The organism is Collimonas sp. PA-H2 (assembly GCF_002564105.1).
Lineage (GTDB): Bacteria > Pseudomonadota > Gammaproteobacteria > Burkholderiales > Burkholderiaceae_D > Collimonas.
This window is the reverse complement of the sequence record NZ_PDBX01000001.1, coordinates 1,597,197-1,620,837: the sequence shown is the minus strand read 5'-3', so window position 1 is coordinate 1,620,837 and position 23,641 is coordinate 1,597,197. Positions and strand designations below refer to the sequence as shown.

The window sequence follows — 23,641 nt, the reverse complement described above, 5'->3', positions numbered from 1 at the left end:
ATGATTATACTGGTTCGGATGCCGCTTTAGCGCATGGGACGCGCGGCGTCACGCAACGCTTGACGCAGGCGACTGAAACATGAGGCTCTAGACGCGCTCGAATTTACCGGAAAAGCCGCCTAATGCGGCCTGTACCGCGCGTTCCGTCAGATCGATGCGCTTGCGCGCTTCCGAGCGCTTGTGGGAAGGAATTTCCTGCAGGTTAGGCAGCGGAATGTCGTCGCAACAGAGCTGGTACTCGCCGTCGGCGCGGCGCACGGCGCCAATTTCTTGCCAAAAATCATCATAATCGGCAAAAACCTGGCCGGTGCGCACCTGATGGAACATCACCCGGTTCTGGTTTCCCACCAGGATCAGCTGCTGGCAGCCATAGGCACGGCCGATTTCCCTGACCAGGCGCACCATCAAGCCCTTAGGCCGCATGCCGAACATGTCGCGGGTGGCGTGGCGCACGCGTTCCTGGGCGTCGCAGCCGCGTGGCCCCTGCAGGCAACCGATACCGATAGCCGGGCGCAGTTCATTGCCATGGAAAGTGAAGGCAACGGAGAACAGGCGCTTTTGGTCGCAGCACAAGTCCAGCGCCAGTTCGCCTTCCCGGTCCAGCGTGGCGATCGCCGACAGCCGGATCTCGTAGACGGCGCCGGACTTGCCGCTGAAGCTGCCCAGCAACAGCGGCGATTTTGCCGCCTGCAGCACCAGGGCGGCGAGGTCTTGCCGGAAAATAAAGTTGTAATGGCTTACCAGGAGATCCATTCGTTCTTCGCTGCGCAGGCGCAACGATTGATATGGCCGGTAGATTTTCTGCAGCAGCCGCGGCGTCGCCTGCGCCAGGCTGGCGTGCATCGGCGATGCGTTCCAGTAGGCCAGCCAGCGCCGGGTTTGCCGGTAGTGCAGCAGCGTGCGGGCGCTCAGCTTGATCTGTTTGGCGTAGTAGGACAAGCCGCGCGGCGAGTGCTGCAGGCAGCTAAGCAAGGTAACGCGCTGCTGGCCATGGCGATGGCCAGGCTTGTGCAGCGTCGCCGGGGCTGAGAAAAAATGCGACAGCTCCGACAGTAATGCCAGGTTTTGCAGGCGGCTGTTGATGAATCTGACGGCGCCGTCGCTGACCATCTTGCCGTACTTCGAATTCATGGCCAGCATCATGGCCAGCGAGACCAGGCCGGCGCCGAAGATATCCAGCGGATAGTGCATGCCGAGAAAGACCTTGGCCCAGCTGACGGCGAGCGACAGCATCACCAGCAGTACGCCGACCCATTTGATCTTGATGGCCCGTGCGGTCCATAGCGTCAGGCCGGTGGCCAGGATGATGGCAATCGTGACGCTTGGGCTCAGGTAATGCTCGCCCTGGGGCTGGTAGGTATAACCGCCGTCTTCCACCGCCGGTTGCGTAGCGGCCCACAGCAGCGCAACGGCTTTGCTGGCCAGTACGGCCGCCGCCATGGTCACTACCGCCTTGAGGGAAGTGATGCGGGTTTCTCTGCCGCCGCTGATCCACAGGGCCAGCAGGCTGGTCGGCACCAGATACACGCCCCACTCGGCAATCGTCAGCGCCAGCAGCAAGGGCAGGCCGATGAATCCGGGATGGCCGGTCGTCCCTAGCAGGTGATTGTAAGAGGACAGTGTCATATGCTTGGGCGATCAAAAAAAGTAGCGAGGCAATGCGGAAATAATTATCAGATTGAAATTATTTATTACTATCATTTGTTATTGTAATTTGTTGACATATAAAGATACAAATGAAAATATGATGTTACATGCAAAAGTGCTATCCAGTGCTATTCAAAGCAAATTATTGGGTTTCTATGGGGAAATTGTTGCTGAGGAAATAACGCGCACGAAGACAAGGCGCGCGGCTGCAATCAGCTGGCGCCAGATACAAACAGATACAGAGGGGGCGTTGGCCGGGCGGCCAGATCTCAGTGTGTAAAGCGGTGTGAGGGATTACTTGGCGGCGTCGTTCTTGGAGGGCACCGTGACAAAGCCAATCTTGGCCAGGCCGTTGTTTTGCGCCAGCGACATCACCTGCGCCAGGATTTCGTAGCGGGTATCCTTGTCGGCGCGCAATTGCAGTTCCGGTTGCGGCTGCCGTTGCGCCGAGGCCACGATGCGGTTGGCCAGTTCGCTTTCGCTCACTTGGTCGTTATTCCAGAACATTTTGCCGCTGCGGTCTATGGAGAGCGAGATGGTCTCGGGTTTTTCCGGCGCTGGCGCCGATTGCGCGCTGGGCAGGTCGACCTTGATGGCGTGGGTGAAGAGCGGCGCCGTGATGATGAAGATCACCAGCAGCACCAGCATGACGTCGACCATAGGCGTGATATTGATATCCGCCATCGGCGCCTGGTTCTGGTTATCGTTGAAGCCGCCAAAAGCCATGATTTGCCTCGAATCGGTTAAATAGATTGTCGGATTGTTGTTATCCGGCTGGGTTGAATTACTTGCCGACCCGGCTGCCGGTAGTCAGGTAAGCATGCAGGTCATGCGCAAATGCATCCAGTTCCGATAGTGTAATCCGGTTGACGCGGGTAAAGGCGTTATACGCCAGCACCGCCGGAATCGCCACCACCAGGCCGAGCGCGGTCATGATCAACGCTTCGCCCACCGGACCGGCGACTTTGTCGATCTGGATGGTGCCGCTGGACGAAACCGCTTCCAGCGCATGGTAAATGCCCCAGACCGTGCCGAACAGGCCGACGAACGGCGCCGTCGAGCCTACCGACGCCAGCAGGGTCAGGCCGCTTTCCAGGCGCGACGAAACGCGATTGATTTCACGGCGCAAGGTGCGGGTGATCAGTTCGCCCGGATCGGAAGCGGCATTCAGGGAAGCCGCCGGAGTGCCCGGGGCGGGCGGTTTGATGGCGGCCGCGTCGGCTGCCTGGCTGGCCAGTGGCGAAAAGACGTTTTCGGAATCGAAAGGCTTGATGCCGGCAATCGCCACTTCCAGCGTCGGCGCCTGCCAGAAGTCGTCGAGCGCGGCGGCGCTGCGGCGGATGCGCCACGAACTCCAGGCTTTCGACAGGATATAAAACCAGCTGACCACCGACATGATTACCAGCACATAGGCAACCGAGTGGGAGATGGCGTCAGTTTGCGCCCAGTAACGGGCTAGTCCGAGAGATTGATCCATGGCGTCGATCCGAGAAGATTAGTGTCATGACGGCAGCAGCATCACAGCAGTGCAGCAGCCGATCTGGCAGCGGCCAGACCGGCACGGAAAATCAGCGCAAGCCCAGCACGTCCTGCATGTCGTACAGGCCGGTGTTCTTGTCGCTCAGGAAGCGGGCGGCGCGCAAGCTGCCGTGCACATAGGTCACGCGGCTGGAAGATTTGTGAGTGATCTCGATGCGCTCGCCGATGCCGGCAAATAGCACCGTATGATCGCCGACGATGTCGCCGCCGCGGATTGCGGCAAAGCCGATCGAGGACGGATCGCGTTCGCCGGTGACGCCTTCACGCGCATAGACCGCGACATCGTCCAGCTTGCGCCCTTGCGCCGCGGCGATCACTTCACCCATCATCAGCGCCGTGCCGGAAGGCGCATCGACCTTGTGCCGATGGTGGGCTTCGATGATTTCGATATCGTAGCCATGAGAAAAGGTCTTGGCGGCCAGTTCCAGCAGCTTCATGGTGACATTGACGCCGACGCTCATGTTGGGGGCGAACACGATGGCGGTCTTTTTTGCCGCTGCCGCGATCGCCGCCTTGCCGGCTTCATCGAAGCCGGTGGTGCCGATAATCATCTTGATGCCGTGGGCGGCGCAGTATTCGAGGTGCTTCAGCGTGCCTTCGGGGCGCGTGAAATCGATCAGGTAGGCAGCTTGCGCCAGGCCCTTGGCCAGGTCGGCTTCAATCGGGACATCGGCAGGCTTGCCGAGGAAGGCGGCGGCATCGCTGCCCAGTTCCGGCGCATCCGGCACGCCAAGCGCGCCCACCAGCACGGCGTCGTCGGCGTTCTGGATTGCTTCGACCAGCATGCGTCCCATACGTCCGGAGGCGCCGGCAACGGCTATTTTCATCTGAGTCATGTTAATTCGGCGATCTGAACAGTGGATCTTGATTGCTTGAGCTTGGCAGGTGGAGAGCAGGGCCATGCTGCGCAATACAGCAGCGGCCCTGCCCGCAACGCGAGCTTAGTTTTTGGTAGGAGCAGGGGCGCTAGGCACGGTTGGTGCAATTTCGACATTCTTGACGCTCTTCTTGGCTTCCGCCGCGCCGCCGGAGATCCGGTCCAGGTAGTCGTTCTCGGTAGGCAGGTTGCCGCCGTCTATGCGCGCCAGCAGGTTGCCGTTGAAGAAAGCGCTGACCCGGCTGGTGGTGACTTCGCCATTGCCCTTTTGCAGGCGGAACACATAGTCCCAGCGGTCATCGTGGAAGATGTCGGTCACCAAGGGCGTGCCGAGCGCAAAACGTACTTGTTCGCGTGTCATGCCTTCTTTAACCTGGGCCAACATTTCCTTGGAAACAAAGTTTCCCTGTTGTATATCTATACGATATGGGGAAAAAATCCCCAGGAAGCGGCGATGCTTGACGGTTTGCACGCCGCTGGTGTCAGCGGCGGCAGTGGCAGTGTTGCCCGGCGCAGCTGCGGCAGGACTGTCCAGCAAGGGGTTTTTCGAGGCGCAGCCGGCCAATGCGGCCATCAGGACAAAGCTAGCGGTCAAAGCGGAGGTACGGGCAGGGGAGAGCAACATTCGCATAAGGATCTCAATTGATTGAGCAACTGTGCTAAAACGCTATATGATAAAGCAGATCATCCATTTGTGACCAAAACATGCCGAACAATCCATCCGAACTAAAAGCCAGCGGCCTCAAAGCCACATTGCCACGCCTCAAAATCCTGGAAATCTTCCAGAACAGCGAAGTGCGGCACTTGAGCGCTGAAGACGTCTATAAGATCTTGCTCAGCGAAAATCTTGATGTCGGCCTGGCAACTGTGTACCGCGTACTGACGCAATTTGAGCAGGCAGGGCTGTTGCAACGCAACCACTTTGAAACCGGCAAGGCCGTGTTCGAACTCAACGAAGGCTCGCATCACGACCATCTGGTCTGTCTGGATTGCGGCCTGGTCGAAGAGTTCTACGACGAGGAAATTGAAAAGCGCCAGAAAATCGTCGCCAAGGAACACGGTTTTGAAATCGCCGACCATGCGCTGGCCCTGTACGGCCATTGCCGCGACTGCCGCAAGAAAAAGGCTTGATCCCTTGTTCGCTGCCGCTCAGCGCGTACGTGTCTTGGCTGCCTTAGGCGCCGGCTTGGCGTTAGCCTTGCGCACCGCCGCCGCATAAGCCAGCCGCGCCCACGGCGTCATGGCGTGGGCCGAATCCATGGCGTCTTCCGGCGCCGACCAGTAGCTCATCTCAATCGTTTTCCCCCTGCTCTCGGTAACGAAGGGCCGGCACCCGGCGGCGGCAAACTGCGGTCGGGTCAGTTCATCTGTCTTCAGGAACAAGGTGCTATCGGCGACCAGGCCGATCATCACGCTGTCGTGATAGATGCCGTAACCGCCGAACATGCGCCGTGCGCTGACAGCGCCAAACGGCTCCAGCAGCTCACGGATATAATCGATGATGGCGTCGTTGCGGGACATGCGGGCAGCCCTGGTCAGCTGTGGCTGAGGGCGTTCGACAGCAGCTTGGCGGTGATATTCACGATCGGGATCACCCGTTCATAAGCCATCCGCGTCGGCCCGATCACGCCCAGCGTGCCGACGATCTTGCCGTTGACTTCATACGGCGCCGTCACCACGCTCATCTCGTCCATCGGCACCAGCTGCGATTCGCCGCCGATGAAGATCTGCACGCCAGTGGCCTTGCCGGAGATATCCAGCAACTGCATCAGGCCGGTTTTTTGCTCGAACATGTCGAACAGCTTGCGCAAGGAATCCATATTGGACGACAGGTCGGTCACGCTGAGCAGATTGCGCTCGCCGGAAATCACCACCTCGTCGCTGTTGTCGGTCATGGCGTCGCTGCCGGCTTCCACGGCGGCCTGCATCAGCCAGGTCATGTCGTCGCGCAGCTTGCGCAATTCGCCTTGCAGGCGCAGGCGGACGTCGTCCAGGCTGAGGCCGCCGTAATGCTGGTTGATATAGTTGGCCGCCTGCACCAGTTTCGCCGGGCTGTAGTCGACATCGGTCAGCAGCAGGCGGTTCTGGACGTCGCCGCTGGGGCTGACGATCACCAGCAGGATGCGTTTTTCCGACAGCCGCAGGAATTCGATCTGCTGGAAAATCGATTCGCGCCGCGGACTCAGCACGACGCCGGCAAAATGCGATAATGATGACAACACTTGCGCCGCATTGGTGATGATTTTCTGCTGCGAGCTGGGCTGCAGGCTGTTTTGCATTTTCGATTCGAGCGCGGTCTCGTCGATAGCCTCGACCGTCAGCAGGGTATCGACGAACATGCGGTAGCCGCGCGGTGTCGGCACCCGCCCGGCAGAAGTATGGGGACTGGCGACGAAGCCCATTTCCTCGAGGTCGGCCATGATGTTGCGGATGGTCGCCGGCGACAGCTCCAGTCCCGAGATCTTGGACAGGGCACGCGAGCCGACCGGCTGGCCGTCGGCAATATACCGTTCGACCAGGGCCTTGAGCAGGGTTTGAGCGCGATTATCTAGTTGCATATGGTTCTATTTTAGCGAGCGCTGCGCATGCTTGCCAGCGCCTTACGCACTTTAACTAAAGCACTTATACACTGTTTTAGCCAGCAAATCGTGTTTGTTCGAGCCATGCCTCCAGTTCATTCAGGCTGGTGCAGCTGGCTTGCGGCTGGACCCCCTCCGGCAGCGCGCGCTCAAAGCGATTGATCCAGACCGCCTGCAAGCCGGCCTGCTGGGCGCCGACCACGTCCAGCAGGGGGTCGTCGCCGACGTACAGGGCTTCCTGCGGCGCCACCTTGAGGGCGGCGCAGGCGGCGTGGAAGATAGCCGGATCGGGCTTGGCGCTGCCGAAGCTGTGGGCTGCGATCGAGGCCTGGAAATGGCCGGCCAGGCCGATTTTCTCAAGGTCGGCAAAGCCGTTCGAGACCGTACCCAGCGGCAGGCGGCGCTGCAGCCGGCTCAGTACCGGCTGGACGTCGGCGAACGGCGTCACCGCATGGCGCGCTTCGGAAAACACGGCCATGGCGGCATCTGCCTTGGCCGGGTCTTCGCCGACGCTGCTGAGGGCAGTGCTCAGCGCCGCGTGGCGCAGCTTCCACAGATCGAAGCGGAACACCGGATCGGTAGCCACCAGCTGCAGCCGCTGCTGGCGCAGGCTGTCGATGCTGAACTGGCGGGTGAGCGCCTCGGCATTGGCCTGCAGCCACTCGAACAGGATTTGTTCGGCGCGCGCGATCACTGGCGCTATCGGCCATAGCGTATCGTCAAGATCGAACAGAACCGCTTTGATGATCTGCGGCTTGTCCGGCTGCGAATGGGGGGAAGGTGTTGAATTATTCATCAGAGCCACGTGCGTATCCTTCATTGCAAGCCTAAATTATGGTCTAATCGCCAGCATGTGGCCTATAAAATTACCTTCTCAAGCGAATTTGCCGGAACCTGCGCCGAAGACCATTGCGATCGTCGGCAAGTATTTTGCCGCCGGCATTTCCGAATCGCTGACTGAAATCGTCGATTTCCTGCAAGGTCGCGGCCATCACGTGGTGCTGGAGGCCGAGACCGCGCAGAATGTCGCCTTGCCCGGCATCGCCGCCATGACCCCGGAGCAGATCGGCGAACAGGCCGATGCCGCCATCATTGTTGGCGGCGACGGCACCATGCTGGGTATTGCACGCCAGCTGGCGCCCTATGATGTGCCGCTGATTGGCATCAACCAGGGCCGGCTGGGTTTCATTACCGATATTTCGCTGGAGCGGATGCTGCCGGTGCTGGGCGAGATGCTCGACGGCCAGGTCGAATCCGAGCGCCGCAGCCTGTTGCAGAGCGCTGTGATGCGCGACGGCCAGCAGATTTTCAGCGCGCTGGCGTTCAACGACGTGGTGGTGACGCGCGGCGCCGGCTCCGGCATGGCGGAGCTGATGGTCGAAGTCGATGGCCGCTTCATGTACAACCAGCGTTCCGACGGCCTGATCGTGGCGACGCCGACCGGCTCCACCGCCTATGCGCTGTCCGCCGGCGGGCCCTTGCTGCATCCTTCGCTGGGCGGCATCGTACTGGTGCCGATTGCGCCGCATGCGTTGTCGAACCGGCCCATAGTGATCCCGGATAGCAGCGAAATCGTGATCGAGATCGTCAACGGCCGCGACATGAGCGCCAATTTCGACATGCAGTCGCTGGCCAGCCTGCAGCATGGCGACCGCATCCTGATCAGGCGCTCCGAGCACACCATCACCTTTTTGCATCCGGCCGGCTGGAGCTACTACGCCACCTTGCGGCAGAAACTGCACTGGAACGAGTACCCGTCGGCGGAAGGGCAACTGAAGTAATTGCGATCATGTAAGCTGCGTTGTTTCTGTATTCCCATGCGACTTTGCCACTGAGGTGGCGGTCCGCGTTATATTGACATCCATTTTTGAGCCACTCCCAGACTCCCATGCTGCGCACACTTTCCATCCGCGATTTTGTCATTGTCGATGCCATCGAGCTTGAGTTCGCCGCTGGCTTTACTGTATTCACCGGCGAAACCGGCGCCGGCAAGTCGATCCTGATCGATGCCCTGGCGCTGGCGCTGGGCGGCCGCGGCGACGCCAGCGTGGTGCGCGAGGGCGCCGCCAAGGCCGACGTCACGGCCGAGTTCGCCATGGCTGCCGGCGCCGACGCTGAAGTCATTGCCTGGCTGGAGCGCAATGAATTCGGCAGCGAAGACGGCGTCATCCTGCTGCGCCGCGTGATCGACAACGCCGGCCGCTCGAAAGCCTTCATCAACGGCGTTGCCGCCACTGCCGGCCAGCTGCGCGAGCTGGGCGAAATGCTGGTCGATATCCACGGCCAGCACGCTCATCAGTCCCTGCTGAAAAACGATGCGCAACGGCTGCTGCTGGATGACCAGGCCGGCTTGTCCGACGATCTGCTGGCGCTGGCCGCCGCTTTCAAAAGCTGGCGCTCGCTGGCGCGCCAGCGCGAAGAATTTGAAACCAATGCCAAGAACGTCTTGCTGGAGCGCGAGCGGCTCGAATGGCAGGTGGGAGAGCTGGAAAAACTGGCGGTCAAGCCGGGCGAATGGGATGAGATCACCAACGAACACAGCCGCCTGTCGCATGCAGCCAGCCTGATCGAAGGGGCGCAGGAAGCGCTCAACGTGATTTCTGAAAACGACGCGGACGACACGCCGCCGATGCTGTCGCAACTGTCGGCGCTGAACCAGAAAATCGGCAAGCTGGTGGATGTCGACAGCAGCCTCAAGCCGGTGCTGGAAGCGCTGGAACCGGCCCGCATCCAGCTGCAGGAAGCGGTGTATGCCTTGAATGATTACCTGAGCCGGGTCGAGCTCGATCCGGCGCGCCTGCATCAGGTGGAAGACCGCATGGAAGCGATCCACTCGGCTGGGCGCAAGTTCCGCCTGGCGCCGGACGAACTACCGCAGGAACTGGAGACGCTGTCCGGCCAGTTGCGCCAGCTGGCCGACGCCAGCGACCTCGACGCCATGCGCGCGCAGGAAGAAAAGTTGAAAGCGGCCTATCTGGCGCTGGCGCAAAAGATGTCGAAAGCGCGCGCCAAGGCGGCGCAGGCCTTGGGCACGGCGGTGACTGCGGCGATGCAGGACTTGAGCATGAGCGGCGGCCGCTTTGCGGTGGCGCTGAACCCCTGCGAGCCGGCCAGCTACGGCGTCGAGCAAGTGGAATTCCTGGTGGCCGGTCATGCCGGCGTGGCGCCGCGGGCGCTGGCCAAGGTGGCGTCCGGCGGCGAGCTGGCGCGTATCGCGCTGGCGATTTCAGTGATCACCTCCAGCTCGACCGCCACCCCGACCCTGATTTTCGACGAAGTCGACAGCGGCATCGGCGGCGGCGTCGCCGAGGTGGTGGGGCGCTTGCTGAAACGCCTGGGCCAGGACCGCCAGGTCTTGTGCGTTACCCATTTGCCGCAGGTCGCCAGCCAGGCCAACCAGCACTTCCAGGTCAGCAAGCAAAGCCAGGGCAATAAAACGGTATCGGCGATCGATGGCCTCGACGCCAAGAACCGGATTGAAGAAATCGCCCGCATGCTGGGCGGCCTGGAAATCACTGCCACTACCCGCAAGCACGCGCGCGAACTGCTGGCTCTCTAACCTCGCTGTCATTTTCCTGGACATCTTTGCATGGCATTTCTGAAAGAACCTCCGTTCATACATGGCAACAGCGGCAAGAGCGGCAAGACCGCCGTGCTGCTGGTCAATCTGGGGACGCCGGATGCGCCCACCACCAAGGCGGTGCGGCGCTACCTCAAGCAATTCCTGTCGGATCCGCGCGTGGTGGAAATCCCGCGCGCGATCTGGTGGCTGATCCTGCACGGCGTGATATTGCCGTTCCGTTCCAGCAAGTCGGCGCATAAATACGCTTCGATCTGGAGCAACGACGGTTCGCCGCTGAAAGTCCATACCAGCAAGCAGGCTACGCTGTTGCGCGGCTATCTGGGCCAGCGCGGACATCGGGTGCAGGTGGCTTACGCCATGCGCTACGGCAGTCCTGCCATAGGGGAGGTGCTGGAACAGCTGAAAGCCGATGGCTGCGAACGCGTTCTGGTGCTGCCGGCCTATCCGCAGTATTCGGCGACCACCACGGCATCGATCTACGACGCCGTGTTTGCCCACTATGCGCAAGTTCGCAACGTGCCGGAACTGCGTTTCATCAAGCATTATCACGATCACGAAGCCTATATCCAAGCCCTGAAAGATTCAGTCCTGGCTTATTGGGCCATGCACGGCGCGCCTGACAAGCTGATCATGAGTTTTCATGGCGTGCCGAAGCGCAGTTTGCTGCTGGGCGATCCCTATCACTGCGAATGCCAAAAGACCGCGCGCCTGCTGGCTCAGCAGCTGGGGCTGGGGCCGGAGCAGTACCAGCTTACCTTCCAGTCGCGCTTCGGCAAGGCGGAATGGCTGCAGCCTTACACCGCGCCGACCTTGCAGGCGCTGGCCAAGCAAGGAGTCAAGCGGGTCGACGTCATGTGTCCGGGTTTTACCAGCGACTGTCTTGAGACCTTGGAAGAGATCGCGATCGAGGCCAAGCAGGATTTCTTGCATGCGGGCGGCAAGGAATTCCATTTCATCCCCTGCCTGAACCAGGCGCCCGGCTGGATTGCCGCCATGGCGACGGTGGTCGAAGAGCAGATGATAGGCTGGCCTACCCATCTGACCGAAGACGAACGGGAAGAGTTGAAACAGCAGGCTGAGGTGTCAAAAAAACAAGCGTTGGACTTGGGGGCGAGCCAGTAAATCAGCGGGTTTGCAGCAGAAATTTAGGGTGCCGGTGCGCCGCGGCGGCAAGGCGCAATTATAATAAGCGCCCAAACTCTGAGCGAAGCAATAAAATATTATTTATTCTGCAAGCGCCCCGAAGCTTTGGGCGGAATGCAAAATCTAGTACAGCGCAACCAGTTGCGAATAGCTGATCATGCCAGCCGCGAGCAAGGTGTACACGATCAGAAGTGCGGAAATCAACGGCAGTTTCACGATATTCCCCTTTTTGTTAGTGGGGCAGGCAGCTCTTCTGAAGAGCCTGTTCTTGCTTGAACCACGCTTTCAGCATAGCTCCAATGTGGCATTGCAGCAAACCCAGTTCTGGTAAATTTTGTTTCAATTTGTTGCCAGAATCCACTGCTGACGGCGCTCTTGCCTGATATCTCATGCAAGCGGTTTTTTAACCCTTGAAAAAGTAAGGGCATAGCCTCATTTGGGCTGCTATAGGTTAGTAAGTTATTGATTGTTGGAGATTTTTGAATGGAACACATGGAAAATCAGAACGAGCCGGTACAGACGGCGCAAACAGAAAAAGACTCTGTTGCCGATGATGCAACAGTGATTCCCGAGTCGGCGCTGGAAGTCCAGCTGTCCGAGGCGCAAGCCAAGATCGCGGAAATGCAGGACGCTTTCCTGCGCGCCAAGGCTGAGTCGGAAAACATCCGCCGCCGGGCCCAGGATGATATTGCTCGTGCGCATAAATTTGCGATCGAGGGTTTTGCCGAGGCGCTGGTGCCGGTCAAGGACCACCTTGAAATGGCGCTGAAGATTGAAACCCCTTCGCTGGAATCGCTCAAGGAAGGCGTGGAAATGACGCTGAAACAGCTGTCGTCCGCCTTCGAAAGAAACCGTTTGCTGGAAATCTCGCCGGAAGTCGGCGAGAAGCTGGATCCGATGAAACACCAGGCAATCTCGACCGTGCCTGCGGAGCAGGATGCCAATACCGTGGTGACCGTGCTGCAAAAGGGCTACACCATTGCCGATCGTCTGTTGCGTCCAGCCCTGGTCGTCGTGGCGCAAGGAAAATAGAAAAAAAACGCCAGGAGCGAGCAGTTTAGCGCTTGAAAGCGCGCTTTCGCTCCCTATATTCAGACCATCCAAACATTCATCAGATATTCAGTAAAGGACATACACCATGGGTAAAATTATCGGCATTGACTTGGGTACCACCAATTCTTGCGTTTCGGTTATTGAAAACGGTCAGCCAAAAGTGATCGAAAACTCGGAAGGCGCGCGTACCACGCCATCCATCATCGCTTATCAAGAAGACGGCGAAATCCTGGTCGGCGCTCCTGCCAAGCGCCAGGCTGTGACCAATCCGACCAACACGCTGTACGCCACCAAGCGTCTGATCGGCCGCAAATTCGACGAAAAAGAAGTGCAGAAAGACATCGCGCTGATGCCTTACCAGATCATCAAGGCCGACAACGGCGATGCATGGGTAGGCGTACGCGAGCAGAAACTGGCGCCGCCGCAAATCGCCGCGGAAGTGCTGCGCAAGATGAAGAAGACCGCCGAAGACTACCTGGGCGAAGAAGTTACCGAAGCCGTGATCACCGTGCCGGCTTACTTCAACGACGCCCAGCGCCAGGCTACCAAGGACGCCGGCCGTATCGCTGGCCTGGACGTCAAGCGCATCATCAACGAGCCGACCGCGGCTGCGCTGGCTTTCGGCCTGGACAAGGCAGAAAAAGGCGACCGCAAGATTGCCGTGTATGACCTGGGCGGCGGTACATTCGACGTCTCCATCATTGAAATCGCCGATGTCGATGGCGAAAAGCAGTTCGAAGTGCTGTCCACCAACGGCGATACTTTCCTCGGCGGCGAAGACTTCGACCAGCGCATCATCGATTACATCCTGGACGAGTTCAAGAAGATCAACGGCATCGACCTGAAGAAAGATGCGATTGCCCTGCAACGCATCAAGGCATCGGCCGAGCGCGCCAAGATCGAATTGTCGTCGTCGCAACAGACTGAAATCAACGAGCCGTACATCGCCATGGCCAACGGCGCACCGATCCACCTGAACCTGAAGATGACCCGCGCCAAGCTGGAATCGCTGGTGGAAGAGCTGATCGCCAAGACCATCGAGCCTTGCCGCATCGCCATCAAGGACGCTGGCGTCAAGGTTTCCGACATCGACGACATCATCCTGGTCGGCGGCATGACCCGTATGCCTAAGGTGCAGGAAAAGGTTAAAGAGTTTTTCGGCAAGGATCCGCGCAAGGACGTAAATCCGGATGAAGCTGTCGCCGTGGGCGCAGCGATCCAGGGTTCGGTTCTGTCGGGCGACCGCAAGGACTTGCTGCTGCTGGACGTGACGCCATTGTCGCTGGGTATCGAAACCATGGGCGGCGTGATGACCAAGATGATCCAGAAGAACACCACCATCCCGACCAAGTTCAGCCAGGTGTTCTCGACTGCCGACGACAACCAGCCGGCCGTGACCATCAAGGTGTTCCAGGGCGAGCGTGAGATGGCTGCAGGCAACAAGGGCCTGGGCGAATTCAATCTGGAAGGCATCCCGCCGGCAGCACGCGGCACGCCGCAGATCGAAGTCACCTTCGACATCGACGCTAACGGTATTCTGCACGTCGGCGCCAAAGACAAGGCAACCGGCAAGGAAAACAAGATCACCATCAAGGCCAACTCCGGCTTGACGGAAGAAGAGATCCAGAAGATGGTGCGCGACGCCGAGGCGAATGCCGAAGAAGACAAGCGCCTGAAGGAAGCCGCCGAAGCCCGCAACCAGGGCGACGCACTGGTGCATTCGACCAAGAAGTCGCTGGTTGAATATGGCGACAAGCTGGAAGCCGGCGAGAAGGCAAGCATCGAAACTGCAATCAAGGAACTGGAAGAAGCGTTGAAGGGTAGCGACAAGGCCGCCATCGATAACAAGACAGCCGCCTTGACCACTGCAGCGCAAAAGCTGGGCGAAAAGATGTACGCCGACATGCAGGCGCAGCAAGCTGCAGCCGGCGGTGCCGAAGCAGGCGCAGCCGGTGCGGAAGCCAAGCCGAAGGAAGACGATGTAGTTGATGCCGACTTCAAGGAAGTGAAAGACAAGTAAGGTCTTCGTCAGCGATGGCTCGCCAGTCTGATTTTTGGATCGGGATTGTGACCATCGCGAAGACGCGCCGGACAGATGCCATCGCTCGCGATGCCCTGTTCGGCGTTTTCGCTTAAACAACAGGGTGCAAAAAGATGGCGAAGCGTGATTTTTACGAAATATTAGGTGTTGCGAAAAACGCTACTGATGATGAAATCAAGAAGGCGTATCGCAAGCTCGCAATGAAGCACCATCCGGACCGCAATCCGGATAGCAAAGGTGCGGAAGAAAAATTCAAAGAGGCGAAAGAAGCCTACGAGATGCTGTCCGATCCGCAAAAGCGGGATGCCTATGACCGCTACGGCCACGCCGGCGTCGATCCCAACATGGGCGGCGGTGGCGGCGGCGCGGGCGGTTTTGCCGATGCCTTTGGCGACATCTTCGGCGATATTTTTGGTGGCGGCGGAGGACGCGGTGGCCGGGGCGGCGGACCGCAGGTGTATCGCGGCGCCGATCTGCGCTACAACCTGGAAATCACGCTGGAACAGGCTGCGCACGGTTTCGACACCACCATCCGCGTACCTTCCTGGGATGAGTGTGAACCTTGCCACGGCAGCGGCGCCAAGGCCGGCACCGAGCCGATTACCTGCCCGACCTGCGGCGGCCACGGCCAGGTACGCATGCAGCAAGGCTTTTTCAGCATCCAGCAGACTTGCCCGAAATGCCACGGCAGCGGCAAGATCATTCCGGAACCATGCCCATCGTGCGCCGGCGCCGGCCGCATCAAGCGCAACAAGACGCTGGAAGTGAAAATCCCGTCCGGCATCGACGACGGTATGCGCATCCGCTCCTCCGGCAACGGCGAGCCAGGCATGAACGGCGGCCCGACCGGCGACCTGTATGTGGAAATCCACATCAAGCCGCACGCGGTGTTCCAGCGCGAAGGCGACGATCTGCATTGCGAAATGCCGATCTCGTTCGCCAAGGCAGCTTTGGGTGGCGAAATCGAAGTGCCGACGCTGAACGGCAAGGCGTCGTTTACGATTCCGGACGGCACCCAGTCAGGCAAGACTTTCCGCTTGCGCAGCAAGGGCATCAAGGGCGTGCGCTCAGGCTATGCCGGCGATTTGTTCTGCCACGTCGTGGTGGAGACCCCGGTCAAGCTGAACGACCGCCAGAAAGCGCTGCTGCAGGAATTCGAGCAGCTGACCAGCGAAGGCGGCGCCAAGCACAGCCCGCAGAGCAAATCCTGGAAAGACAAGGTCAAAGAGTTCTTTGAGTGAACTTGAGAATGAGCTTGAGTTAGCATTCTGACTCCCTGAAAACCGCCAGCCCGCAAGGCTGGCGGTTTTTTTATAGGCGCGGCGGCAGGCGGCACGCCATGTACTGCCCTCATTAACAAATTCCTTATTGCATAATTTTGCGCTGCTCTCTATTCTGTATATGGTAATAATAAAACGATCGTTCTTTTATTTGCGATCAATACAAACTCCATATACAACAAACCATAGGAGGAGACACAATGATAGTTGCTCAATTAAAGCGTGCAACGGCTTGCGCCTGCGTACTGTCCGGGCTGATGCTGGCGCAGGCGGCATTTGCGCTGGATCTGGCCGGCGTCAAGATCGACGAGACTGCCAAGGTCGGCAACCAGGACCTGAAGCTGAACGGCGCCGGGATACGCTATAAAGTCATTTTCAAGGTGTATACGGCAGCGCTGTATCTCACCGAGAAGAAAACCACGGTGCCGGACGTAATGGCCGCCAGCGGGCCGCGCCGCATCGAGCTGGTGATGCTGCGCGATGTCAGCAGTGAGGATTTCAGCCGCGCCTTCATGAGCGGCATCCAGAACAATGTGGATAAGGGAGATAAGGCCAAGATCATCAACCAGCTGCTGAAATTCGGTGAACTGTTCGCCTCTATCCCTGAGCTGAAAAAGGGCGACGTATTGACCACCGACTGGATCCCCGGCGTCGGCACGCAAATCCACTTCAACGGCAAGCCGGTGTCGGAAACCTTGCCCGACCAGGTTTTCTATAACTCTTTGCTGAAAATCTGGCTCGGCGACAAGCCGGCCGACAGCCGCCTGAAACCCCTGTTGCTGGGCCAGCCGGCTTAGTGTCGTGTCATGCCTATCTGTCGGCATCTCGCTTGTCCTTGACCCGTATCGCCCCCGCTATGCCTCCTCGGTACGCCTAGCGCTACGGGCCAAGGCCGGCGCGATATACCGACAGATAGGCATGACATGACACTAGGGCGTCTCCATCCGCATAATGGGTATTGGATAAAAGCGGATGGAGCAAGCCAGTTTTCTATAAAATAAGGCCCAGGATGTCGTGCCGGTATTGTCAAAATACCACGCAGACGGAACTTTATTGAATAGAAAACGATGACAGCAAACAACAAGCAATCCCTGACCCGAGAAGATCTGTTCCAGAGAAACCGTGAGTGGGCGGCGGCAATCACCGCCCGCGATCCGGAGTTTTTCAAGAAGCTGGCGTCGCAGCAGGCGCCGGAGTATTTCTGGATCGGATGTTCCGACAGCAGGGTGCCGGCAAATGAATTGCTGGGCTTGTTGCCGGGTGAGCTGTTCGTCCACCGCAACATCGCCAACGTGGTCGCGCACAGCGATTTGAACTGCCTGTCGGTGCTGCAGTTCGCGGTCGACGTGCTGAAGGTCAAGCATGTCTTCGTGGTTGGCCATTACGGCTGTTCCGGCGTCCATGCGGCGCTCACCAAGCGCCGCGTCGGGCTGGCCGACAACTGGCTGCGCCATGTCGAAGACGTGCATCAGAAGCATGAGCGCTACCTGGGCGAAGCCTTGCCGGAAAGCCTGCGCCACGACCGTCTGTGCGAGCTCAACTCGATGGAGCAGGTCGCCAATATCTGCCGCACCACGATCGTCCAGGACGCCTGGGATCGCGGCCAGCCCCTGACCATCCATAGCTGGGTGTATGGCGTGCGTGACGGCTTGCTGCGGGATCTGGAAGTGACTGTCAGCTGCATGTCCGACCTGGACAAGGGCATGGCAGCCAGTTTGAAACGCTACGAAGATTAAGGCGTTCCGGCTGTGCCGGAAATAAAAAAGACGGCCCAGGCCGTAATGCCGTTCAGTTAAGACTGAACGGCATTTTTATTTGAGGAACTCGTAGGGACGGCACTCCGTGCCCACGCGGATGGGCCGGGGCGCTAGCCGGGGCACGAATGTCAGGGACACGAATATCCATGATACTGCGTGGGCACGGAGTGCCCACCCTACGGCAGCGATTTTCAGTAAGGAATGATTAATTGCGTAGCGATTTTGTATCCGGCCGGTTGCTGTGCCCCTGCTTGTGTGGTCGAACTGATGGCGCTGCTGTTCGCATTCGGCGCGATAAACGCTGCGGGCTTACTGAGTTCGCGACAAAGCATCGGTAGGGTGGGCACTCCGTGCCCACGCGGATAGGACGGGGGCGCGTAGCCCGGGTGCGAATGCCCAGGGACGTAAATCTCCACGGCACTGCGTGGGCACGGAGTGCCCACCCTACGCCATGTCGTTCTGCCCTAACTGAACGGCATTACGGCCCAGGCCGTCTTCTTTTTTTTCGCAGATGCGGGTCTTAGATCACGATGGTTTGCGCTTCGCCTTCGGCGCGGGCGCGGATTTCACCGATGATGTTGACGGTCTCGCCGGCCGCCGTCAGTTGCGCTACTGCCGCAGCGGCGTTTTCCTTGGACACAATCACTGTCATGCCGATACCGCAGTTGAACACCCGGTGCATTTCAGCGTCGGCCACCTGGCCGTGCTGCTGTAGCCAGATGAACAGCGGCGGCATGGTCCAGGCATCGCTGCGCAGGACAGCGGTCAAATTGTCTTGCAGTACGCGCGGGATGTTTTCCACCAGGCCGCCGCCGGTGATGTGCACCATGCCTTTGACTTCCATGGACTCCATCAGCGCCAGCAGCGGCTTGACGTAGATGCGGGTAGGCTCCATCAGCACGTCGGCCAGCTTGCGGCCGTGGAAGTCGCCGTCCAGATCCGGCTTGGCGACTTCGATGATCTTGCGCACCAGCGAATAGCCGTTGGAATGCGCGCCCGACGACGCCAGGCCCAGCACGACGTCGCCCGGAGCTATCTTGGTGCCGTCGATCAGCTTGGATTTTTCCACGGCGCCGACGGCGAAGCCCGCCAGGTCGTATTCGCCGTCCGGATACATGCTCGGCATTTCCGCGGTTTCGCCGCCGATCAGGGCGCAGCCCGCCAGTTCGCAACCCTTGGCGATACCCTTGATGACATCGGTGGCGCTAGGAACATCCAGCTTGCCGCAAGCGAAGTAGTCGAGGAAGAACAATGGCTCGGCGCCTTGCACCAGGATGTCGTTGACGCTCATCGCCACCAGGTCGATGCCGACCGTGTCATGGCGTTTCAGGTGGAAAGCCAGCTTCAGCTTGGTGCCGACGCCGTCGGTACCGGACACCAGCACCGGCTCCTTGAATTTCTTGCTGATCTCGAACAGGGCGCCGAAACCGCCGATGCCGCCCATCACCCCTTCACGCATGGTGCGCTTGGCGAAAGGCTTGATGGCTTCGACCAGGGCGTCGCCAGCGTCGATATCGACACCGGCGTCACGGTAAGAGAGTGGCACGTTGGAAACGTTTGAAGTGGAAGTCATGATGTGATTGGCGGCAGAGGCGGTAAAATAGAGGAATTCGGCCGCGCATCTCGCATCTGTTATATATACATCACTGTATATGCGATGAAATGCGCGGTAAAAGCGGTATTTTATCAAACCGATCCACCAAACTCTCGATTCCATGCCATTTTCTTTTACTGACGAACAAAAACAAACTGCGTTGTGGCTGGGAATTGCGCTACTGCTGGTGGCGCTGATGGTGGCTTTGGGGCCGATCCTGACCCCTTTCATCGCCTCCGCGATCCTCGCTTACGCCCTGAATCCGGGGGTCGACTGGCTGTCGCGCCGGCGCATCGGCAAGTTTCCCTTTCCGCGCGCGCTGGCGGTGCTGGTGGTGATTTTGCTGCTGGTGTTCGCGATCCTGGCCGTGATCCTGATCGTGATCCCGGTACTACGCAAGGAGTTGCCTTTATTGCAAAACCAGATTCCGACCTTCCTGACCAAGCTGGACGGCCTGATCGGCCCGCATCTGCAGGATTTCGGCATCAATGTGCGGCTGGACGGCACCGGCATCAAGGAGATGCTGACCAAGCAGCTGTCCACCAGCGGCGATGAAATCTGGACTTCGGTGCTGGCCTCGGTGAAGGTCGGCGGCACCGCGGTGCTGGGCTGGCTGGCCACCATCCTGCTGGTGCCGGTAGTGTTGTTTTATCTGCTGCAAGACTGGCATTCCATCGTCGACCGGGTCGGCAAGCTGGTGCCGCGCCGCTGGCAAGGCAAGACCGCCAGCATGACGCAGGAGGTCGACAGCCTGCTGGCGCAATATTTGCGCGGGCAATTGCTGGTAATGTTGGTTCTGGCGATTTATTATTCGACCGGGCTGGCGATTGCCGGCTTTGACGTAGCATTGCCGGTTGGCATTATTACCGGCTTGCTGGTATTTATTCCTTACGTCGGCTTCGGTCTGGGACTGGTGCTGGCGCTGATTGCGGCGATGCTGCAATTCGACGGCCTGCATGGCTTGATTGCCGTCGCCATCGTATACGGCATCGGCCAGGTGCTGGAGAGTTTCATTTTGACGCCGCGCCTGGTAGGCGAGCGCATAGGCTTGCACCCGCTGGTGGTGATTTTTGCCCTGATGGCCTTCGGCCAGCTGTTCGGCTTCGTCGGCATCCTGCTGGCGCTGCCGTGTTCAGCGGTGATGTCGGTGGTGGTCAAGCACGTGAAGGCACATTACCTCAACAGCAGTTTTTATCAACATTAATTAATAGATTAAAGGCGGCTCGGAAATCTCAGGTTGTTCGAGACCCCCTTAGCAAGAATGAAGAAATTCGTGTCATGAGGCAGCTCACGCTGGATATAACTGCGGAAGAACCGCAGACCCTGGCTACTTTCGTGGTCGGGCAAAATCAAGAAGCTTTACAGTTCTTGCAGCGTCTGGTCGCGCCTAGCGCGGCATACCTCACCGCGCCGGGCGACCGCTTTGTCTACCTGTGGGGCGGCGCCGGCGCCGGCAAAAGCCATGTGCTGCGCGCCCTCGCCAGCAGCACCGGCGCGCGCCTGATCCGCGGCAGCCAGTATAACGGCGACGTTTTCAATTTTTCTCCGGATGTGCCCGGCTATCTGATCGACGATTGCGACAAGCTGTCGGCCGGCGACCAGATCGAAGCCTTCGCCTTGTTCAACCAGATCCGCGAGCATGGCGGCTGGCTGGTCACCAGCGGCCAGCTGCCGCCGTCCGAGCTGAGCGTGCGCGAAGATTTCCGCACCCGCCTGGGCTGGGGCCTGATCTACCAGCTGCACGGCCTCAGCGACGAAGAAAAAATCGCCGCCCTGACCCATGCGGCACAAGTCCGCGGCCTGCACTTGTCGAGCGGCGTGTTACCCTACCTCATTACGCATTTCCGGCGCGATATGCGGTCCCTGACAGCCATGCTGAACGAACTGGACCGCTTCTCGCTGGAGACGCAACGTCCCATTACGCTGCCTTTGCTGCGTAGCTTGTTGCAACTCGAATCCGAAGATAAACACACACTATGAACCTGGCCTTATTCGACCTTGACCATACGCTGCTGCCCGTCGACTCCGACTATGAATGGGGGCAGTTCCTGGCGCGCATCGGTGCAGTCGATCCTGACGCTTTTGAAAAGAGCAACGCCGAGTGGTTCGCCCAGTACCAGGCCGGCACGCTGGACCCGGTCAAGTACCTGGAGTTCGCCTTCGGCACCTTGTCCAAGTTCCCGCGCAAGCAGCTGGATGCCTGGCACCAGCAGTTCATGCAGGAAGTGATCCTGCCGACCATCACCCCGGCGGCCCGCGCGCTGTTGCAAAAGCACCTGGATGCCGGCGACCTGGTGGCGATCGTCACCGCCACCAACAGTTTCGTCACCGAGCCGATCGCCAAGGCGCTGGGCGTCGATTTCCTGATCGCCTCGGACCCGGAAACCACGGATGACGGCGAGATTACCGGCCGCCTGGCAGACACGCCGACCTACGGCCCGGGCAAAGTGATCCACACCCACGCCTGGCTGGCGACCATGGACATGACGCTGGCCAGTTTCCCGCGCAGTTATTTTTATAGCGATTCGCACAACGACCTGCCCTTGATGAAGCTGGTGACCGATCCGGTCGCCACCAACCCGAACGCCCTGTTGAAAGCCCACGCAAGTGAGCACGGCTGGCCCATCCTGAATTTATTCGACGCGCAATGATCAAGAAGCTGATTCGCTCCATCCTCGGGAAAAAGAAAAAAGATCCCACCCAACCGTTGATACTTGGCCCGAAAGAGCACGGCATCAATCCGCAACTGGTTTCGCCCAACGCGGTCCGGGTCACCAAGACGCTGCAGGATAACGGCTACAAGGCCTTCATCGTCGGCGGCGCCGTGCGCGACCTGCTGCTGGGGGTCAAGCCTAAGGATTTCGACGTCGCCACCAACGCCACGCCGGAACAGGTCAAGCGCCTGTTCCGGCGCGCCTTCATCATCGGCAAGCGCTTCCAGATCGTGCATGTGATGTTCGGCCAGGAACTGATCGAAGTCACCACTTTCCGCGGCGCTTCCTCCGACGGTTCGCCGAAAGACGAACATGGCCGCGTGCTGCGCGACAATACCTTCGGCGAGCAGCATGAAGACGCGGTGCGGCGCGATTTCACCATCAATGCGATGTACTACGATCCTGCCACCGAAAGCGTGCTGGACTACCACGGCGGCATCGCCGACATCCGCGCCAAGACCTTGCGCATCATCGGCGAACCGGAAGCGCGCTACCGCGAAGATCCGGTCCGCATGCTGCGCATCGTGCGCTTTGCCGCCAAGCTGAAATTCACCATCGATCCTGCTACCCGCGCGCCGATCCCGGTGATGGCGGCGCTGATCGACAACGTGCCGGCGGCGCGCGTGTTCGATGAAATGCTGAAACTGCTGATGAGCGGCCACGCGCTGGCCTGCCTGCAGCAATTGCGCAAGGAAGGCCTGCATCACGGCTTGCTGCCGCTGCTGGATGTGGTGCTGGAGCAGCCGCTGGGCGAGAAGTTCGTCACCCTGGCGCTGGCCAATACCGACATCCGCGTGCAGCAAGGCAAGCCGGTTTCCCCAGGTTTCCTGTTCGCCTCGCTGCTGTGGCATCAGGTGCTGGAAAAGTGGAGCGCCTACAAGGCGGCCGGCGAATTCCCGATTCCGGCGCTGCATCTGGCCGCCGACGACGTACTGGAAGCGCAGACCGACAAGCTAGCCTTGCAGCGCAAGATCGCCTCCGACATGCGCGATATCTGGGCCATGCAGCCGCGCTTTGAGCGGCGCACCGGCAAGGCTCCATACAAGATGCTGGAACACCTGCGCCTGCGCGCCGGCTACGACTTCCTGCTGCTGCGTTGCGCCTCTGGCGAAATCGACAGCGAAATCGGCGAATGGTGGACCGCCTTCATGGAAGGCGACGGCGACGAGCGCGAAGCATTGATGGCGCAAAAGCCAAAAGTGGCGGCTGAAGCCGCTCCCGCCAAGAAGCGTCCGCGCCGGCGCGGTTCCCGCAGCGGCGCCAAGCCGGTCAACCCGAGCGGCCGCGGCGACGATGGGCAAGGCGCTTGATCCTATGACGTCGACAGCCACGTCTAATGCGGCTGGCGCTGCAGTCACCGCTTACATCGGCATCGGCGCCAACCTGGGCGACGCCGCCGGCCAGGTGCAACGCGCCATCCTGCAGCTCGGCAAGCTGCCGCACACCAGCCTGGCCGGCCAGTCCAGCCTGTTTGGCACGGCGCCGCTGGATGCCGGCGGCGACGATTACGTCAACGCGGTCGCCTGCATCGAAACCCGCCTCGGCGCCCATGAACTGCTGCGAGGCTTGCAGCAGATCGAACAGGATTTCGGCCGTGAGCGCCCTTATCCGAATGCGCCACGCACGCTGGACCTGGATCTGCTGCTGTACGGCCAGTCCAGCATCCAGGACGATGTGCTGACGGTGCCGCATCCGCGCATGACGCAACGCGCCTTTGTCCTGATCCCGCTGTTGCAGCTCGATCCCTTCATCGTCATCCCCAGGCACGGCGCGGCGCATCAGTTCGCCCCGCTGGTGGCGGACCAGCGTATTCGCAAACTATAGACTCCGTGTT

At 59.7% G+C, this 23,641-nt stretch carries 24 protein-coding genes; 14 read left to right on the top strand and 10 right to left on the bottom strand.

What is annotated here, in order from left to right:
- Positions 1–87: 87 nt before the first annotated feature.
- The 5 genes from BCF11_RS07270 to BCF11_RS07245 all read right to left on the bottom strand — a co-directional run bounded on the left by BCF11_RS07270 (position 88) and on the right by BCF11_RS07245 (position 4,694).
- A complete protein-coding gene (locus BCF11_RS07270) occupies positions 88–1,626 on the bottom strand; it encodes a DUF535 family protein (RefSeq protein WP_098494151.1) in 1,539 nt (512 codons plus the stop codon).
- A 315-nt stretch (positions 1,627–1,941) separates the two neighbouring features.
- Positions 1,942–2,373, bottom strand: coding sequence for a biopolymer transporter ExbD (locus BCF11_RS07260; RefSeq protein WP_098494149.1), 432 nt, complete (start codon positions 2,371–2,373; stop codon positions 1,942–1,944).
- Between the two features lie 58 nt (positions 2,374–2,431).
- Positions 2,432–3,124 (bottom strand): MotA/TolQ/ExbB proton channel family protein, encoded by a 693-nt coding sequence (locus BCF11_RS07255; protein ID WP_098494148.1) that lies wholly within the window; start codon positions 3,122–3,124, stop codon positions 2,432–2,434.
- 91 nt (positions 3,125–3,215) lie between these two features.
- Positions 3,216–4,022, bottom strand: coding sequence for a 4-hydroxy-tetrahydrodipicolinate reductase (gene dapB / locus BCF11_RS07250; protein ID WP_098494147.1), 807 nt, complete (start codon positions 4,020–4,022; stop codon positions 3,216–3,218).
- A gap of 105 nt (positions 4,023–4,127) precedes the next feature.
- The gene (locus tag BCF11_RS07245; protein ID WP_098494146.1) at positions 4,128–4,694 is read right to left on the bottom strand and encodes an outer membrane protein assembly factor BamE; all 567 of its coding nucleotides are present in this window, start codon (positions 4,692–4,694) and stop codon (positions 4,128–4,130) included.
- A gap of 74 nt (positions 4,695–4,768) precedes the next feature.
- Here BCF11_RS07245 and fur point away from each other — a divergent pair, with 74 nt between their 5' ends.
- Positions 4,769–5,194: a ferric iron uptake transcriptional regulator gene (fur, locus tag BCF11_RS07240; RefSeq protein ID WP_038493139.1), complete on the top strand. Its 426-nt coding sequence runs from the start codon at positions 4,769–4,771 to the stop codon at positions 5,192–5,194.
- An 18-nt stretch (positions 5,195–5,212) separates the two neighbouring features.
- On the opposite strand, the gene BCF11_RS07235 is transcribed toward fur, so the two are convergent.
- From BCF11_RS07235 to BCF11_RS07225, 3 genes are all read right to left on the bottom strand, one after another.
- Entirely contained in the window at positions 5,213–5,584 is a 372-nt protein-coding gene (locus BCF11_RS07235) for a TfoX/Sxy family protein (RefSeq protein WP_098494145.1), read from the bottom strand.
- Positions 5,585–5,598: 14 nt separating this feature from the next.
- Positions 5,599–6,621, bottom strand: a complete 1,023-nt coding sequence (gene hrcA, locus BCF11_RS07230; RefSeq protein WP_098494144.1) for a heat-inducible transcriptional repressor HrcA — start codon at positions 6,619–6,621, stop codon at positions 5,599–5,601.
- A gap of 76 nt (positions 6,622–6,697) precedes the next feature.
- The gene (locus BCF11_RS07225; protein ID WP_233212655.1) at positions 6,698–7,438 is read right to left on the bottom strand and encodes an HAD family hydrolase; all 741 of its coding nucleotides are present in this window, start codon (positions 7,436–7,438) and stop codon (positions 6,698–6,700) included.
- A gap of 55 nt (positions 7,439–7,493) precedes the next feature.
- Here BCF11_RS07225 and BCF11_RS07220 point away from each other — a divergent pair, with 55 nt between their 5' ends.
- From BCF11_RS07220 to hemH, 3 genes are all read left to right on the top strand, one after another.
- Positions 7,494–8,423: an NAD kinase gene (locus BCF11_RS07220; RefSeq protein WP_098494142.1), complete on the top strand. Its 930-nt coding sequence runs from the start codon at positions 7,494–7,496 to the stop codon at positions 8,421–8,423.
- A gap of 107 nt (positions 8,424–8,530) precedes the next feature.
- On the top strand, positions 8,531–10,201 hold the full coding sequence (recN, locus tag BCF11_RS07215; protein ID WP_098494141.1) for a DNA repair protein RecN: 1,671 nt from the start codon (positions 8,531–8,533) through the stop codon (positions 10,199–10,201).
- Positions 10,202–10,231: 30 nt separating this feature from the next.
- Positions 10,232–11,347 (top strand): ferrochelatase, encoded by a 1,116-nt coding sequence (hemH, locus tag BCF11_RS07210; RefSeq protein ID WP_098494140.1) that lies wholly within the window; start codon positions 10,232–10,234, stop codon positions 11,345–11,347.
- A 233-nt stretch (positions 11,348–11,580) separates the two neighbouring features.
- On the opposite strand, the gene BCF11_RS27475 is transcribed toward hemH, so the two are convergent.
- On the bottom strand, positions 11,581–11,862 hold the full coding sequence (locus BCF11_RS27475) for a hypothetical protein (protein WP_143751276.1): 282 nt from the start codon (positions 11,860–11,862) through the stop codon (positions 11,581–11,583).
- On the opposite strand from BCF11_RS27475, the gene grpE reads away from it, so the two are divergent.
- The 5 genes from grpE to can all read left to right on the top strand — a co-directional run bounded on the left by grpE (position 11,852) and on the right by can (position 17,478).
- The gene (grpE, locus tag BCF11_RS07205; RefSeq protein ID WP_199110782.1) at positions 11,852–12,400 is read left to right on the top strand and encodes a nucleotide exchange factor GrpE; all 549 of its coding nucleotides are present in this window, start codon (positions 11,852–11,854) and stop codon (positions 12,398–12,400) included. The genes BCF11_RS27475 and grpE overlap by 11 nt on opposite strands.
- Positions 12,401–12,506: 106 nt before the next feature.
- The gene (dnaK, locus tag BCF11_RS07200; RefSeq protein WP_098494139.1) at positions 12,507–14,441 is read left to right on the top strand and encodes a molecular chaperone DnaK; all 1,935 of its coding nucleotides are present in this window, start codon (positions 12,507–12,509) and stop codon (positions 14,439–14,441) included.
- Positions 14,442–14,575: 134 nt separating this feature from the next.
- The gene (gene dnaJ, locus BCF11_RS07195) at positions 14,576–15,703 is read left to right on the top strand and encodes a molecular chaperone DnaJ (protein WP_098494138.1); all 1,128 of its coding nucleotides are present in this window, start codon (positions 14,576–14,578) and stop codon (positions 15,701–15,703) included.
- A 239-nt stretch (positions 15,704–15,942) separates the two neighbouring features.
- Complete coding sequence (locus BCF11_RS07190; RefSeq protein ID WP_098494137.1) at positions 15,943–16,539, top strand: chalcone isomerase family protein; 597 nt, start codon at positions 15,943–15,945, stop codon at positions 16,537–16,539.
- A 270-nt stretch (positions 16,540–16,809) separates the two neighbouring features.
- Positions 16,810–17,478: a carbonate dehydratase gene (gene can / locus BCF11_RS07185; protein WP_098494136.1), complete on the top strand. Its 669-nt coding sequence runs from the start codon at positions 16,810–16,812 to the stop codon at positions 17,476–17,478.
- A gap of 541 nt (positions 17,479–18,019) precedes the next feature.
- Here can and purM read toward each other — a convergent pair.
- Positions 18,020–19,072, bottom strand: a complete 1,053-nt coding sequence (gene purM, locus BCF11_RS07180) for a phosphoribosylformylglycinamidine cyclo-ligase (protein WP_098497367.1) — start codon at positions 19,070–19,072, stop codon at positions 18,020–18,022.
- Positions 19,073–19,214: 142 nt separating this feature from the next.
- On the opposite strand from purM, the gene BCF11_RS07175 reads away from it, so the two are divergent.
- The 5 genes from BCF11_RS07175 (at position 19,215) to folK (ending at position 23,631) form a co-directional block, all read left to right on the top strand.
- Complete coding sequence (locus BCF11_RS07175; RefSeq protein ID WP_098494135.1) at positions 19,215–20,297, top strand: AI-2E family transporter; 1,083 nt, start codon at positions 19,215–19,217, stop codon at positions 20,295–20,297.
- 74 nt (positions 20,298–20,371) lie between these two features.
- Positions 20,372–21,073, top strand: a complete 702-nt coding sequence (gene hda, locus BCF11_RS07170) for a DnaA regulatory inactivator Hda (protein WP_061944223.1) — start codon at positions 20,372–20,374, stop codon at positions 21,071–21,073.
- On the top strand, positions 21,070–21,744 hold the full coding sequence (locus BCF11_RS07165; RefSeq protein WP_061944220.1) for an HAD family phosphatase: 675 nt from the start codon (positions 21,070–21,072) through the stop codon (positions 21,742–21,744). Before hda ends, BCF11_RS07165 begins: the two co-directional genes overlap by 4 nt.
- Positions 21,741–23,117, top strand: coding sequence for a polynucleotide adenylyltransferase PcnB (gene pcnB, locus BCF11_RS07160; protein WP_098494134.1), 1,377 nt, complete (start codon positions 21,741–21,743; stop codon positions 23,115–23,117). The genes BCF11_RS07165 and pcnB overlap by 4 nt, the downstream gene beginning before the upstream one ends.
- 4 nt (positions 23,118–23,121) lie before the next feature.
- Positions 23,122–23,631, top strand: coding sequence for a 2-amino-4-hydroxy-6-hydroxymethyldihydropteridine diphosphokinase (folK, locus tag BCF11_RS07155; protein ID WP_098497366.1), 510 nt, complete (start codon positions 23,122–23,124; stop codon positions 23,629–23,631).
- The last annotated feature ends 10 nt before the right edge of the window (positions 23,632–23,641 follow it).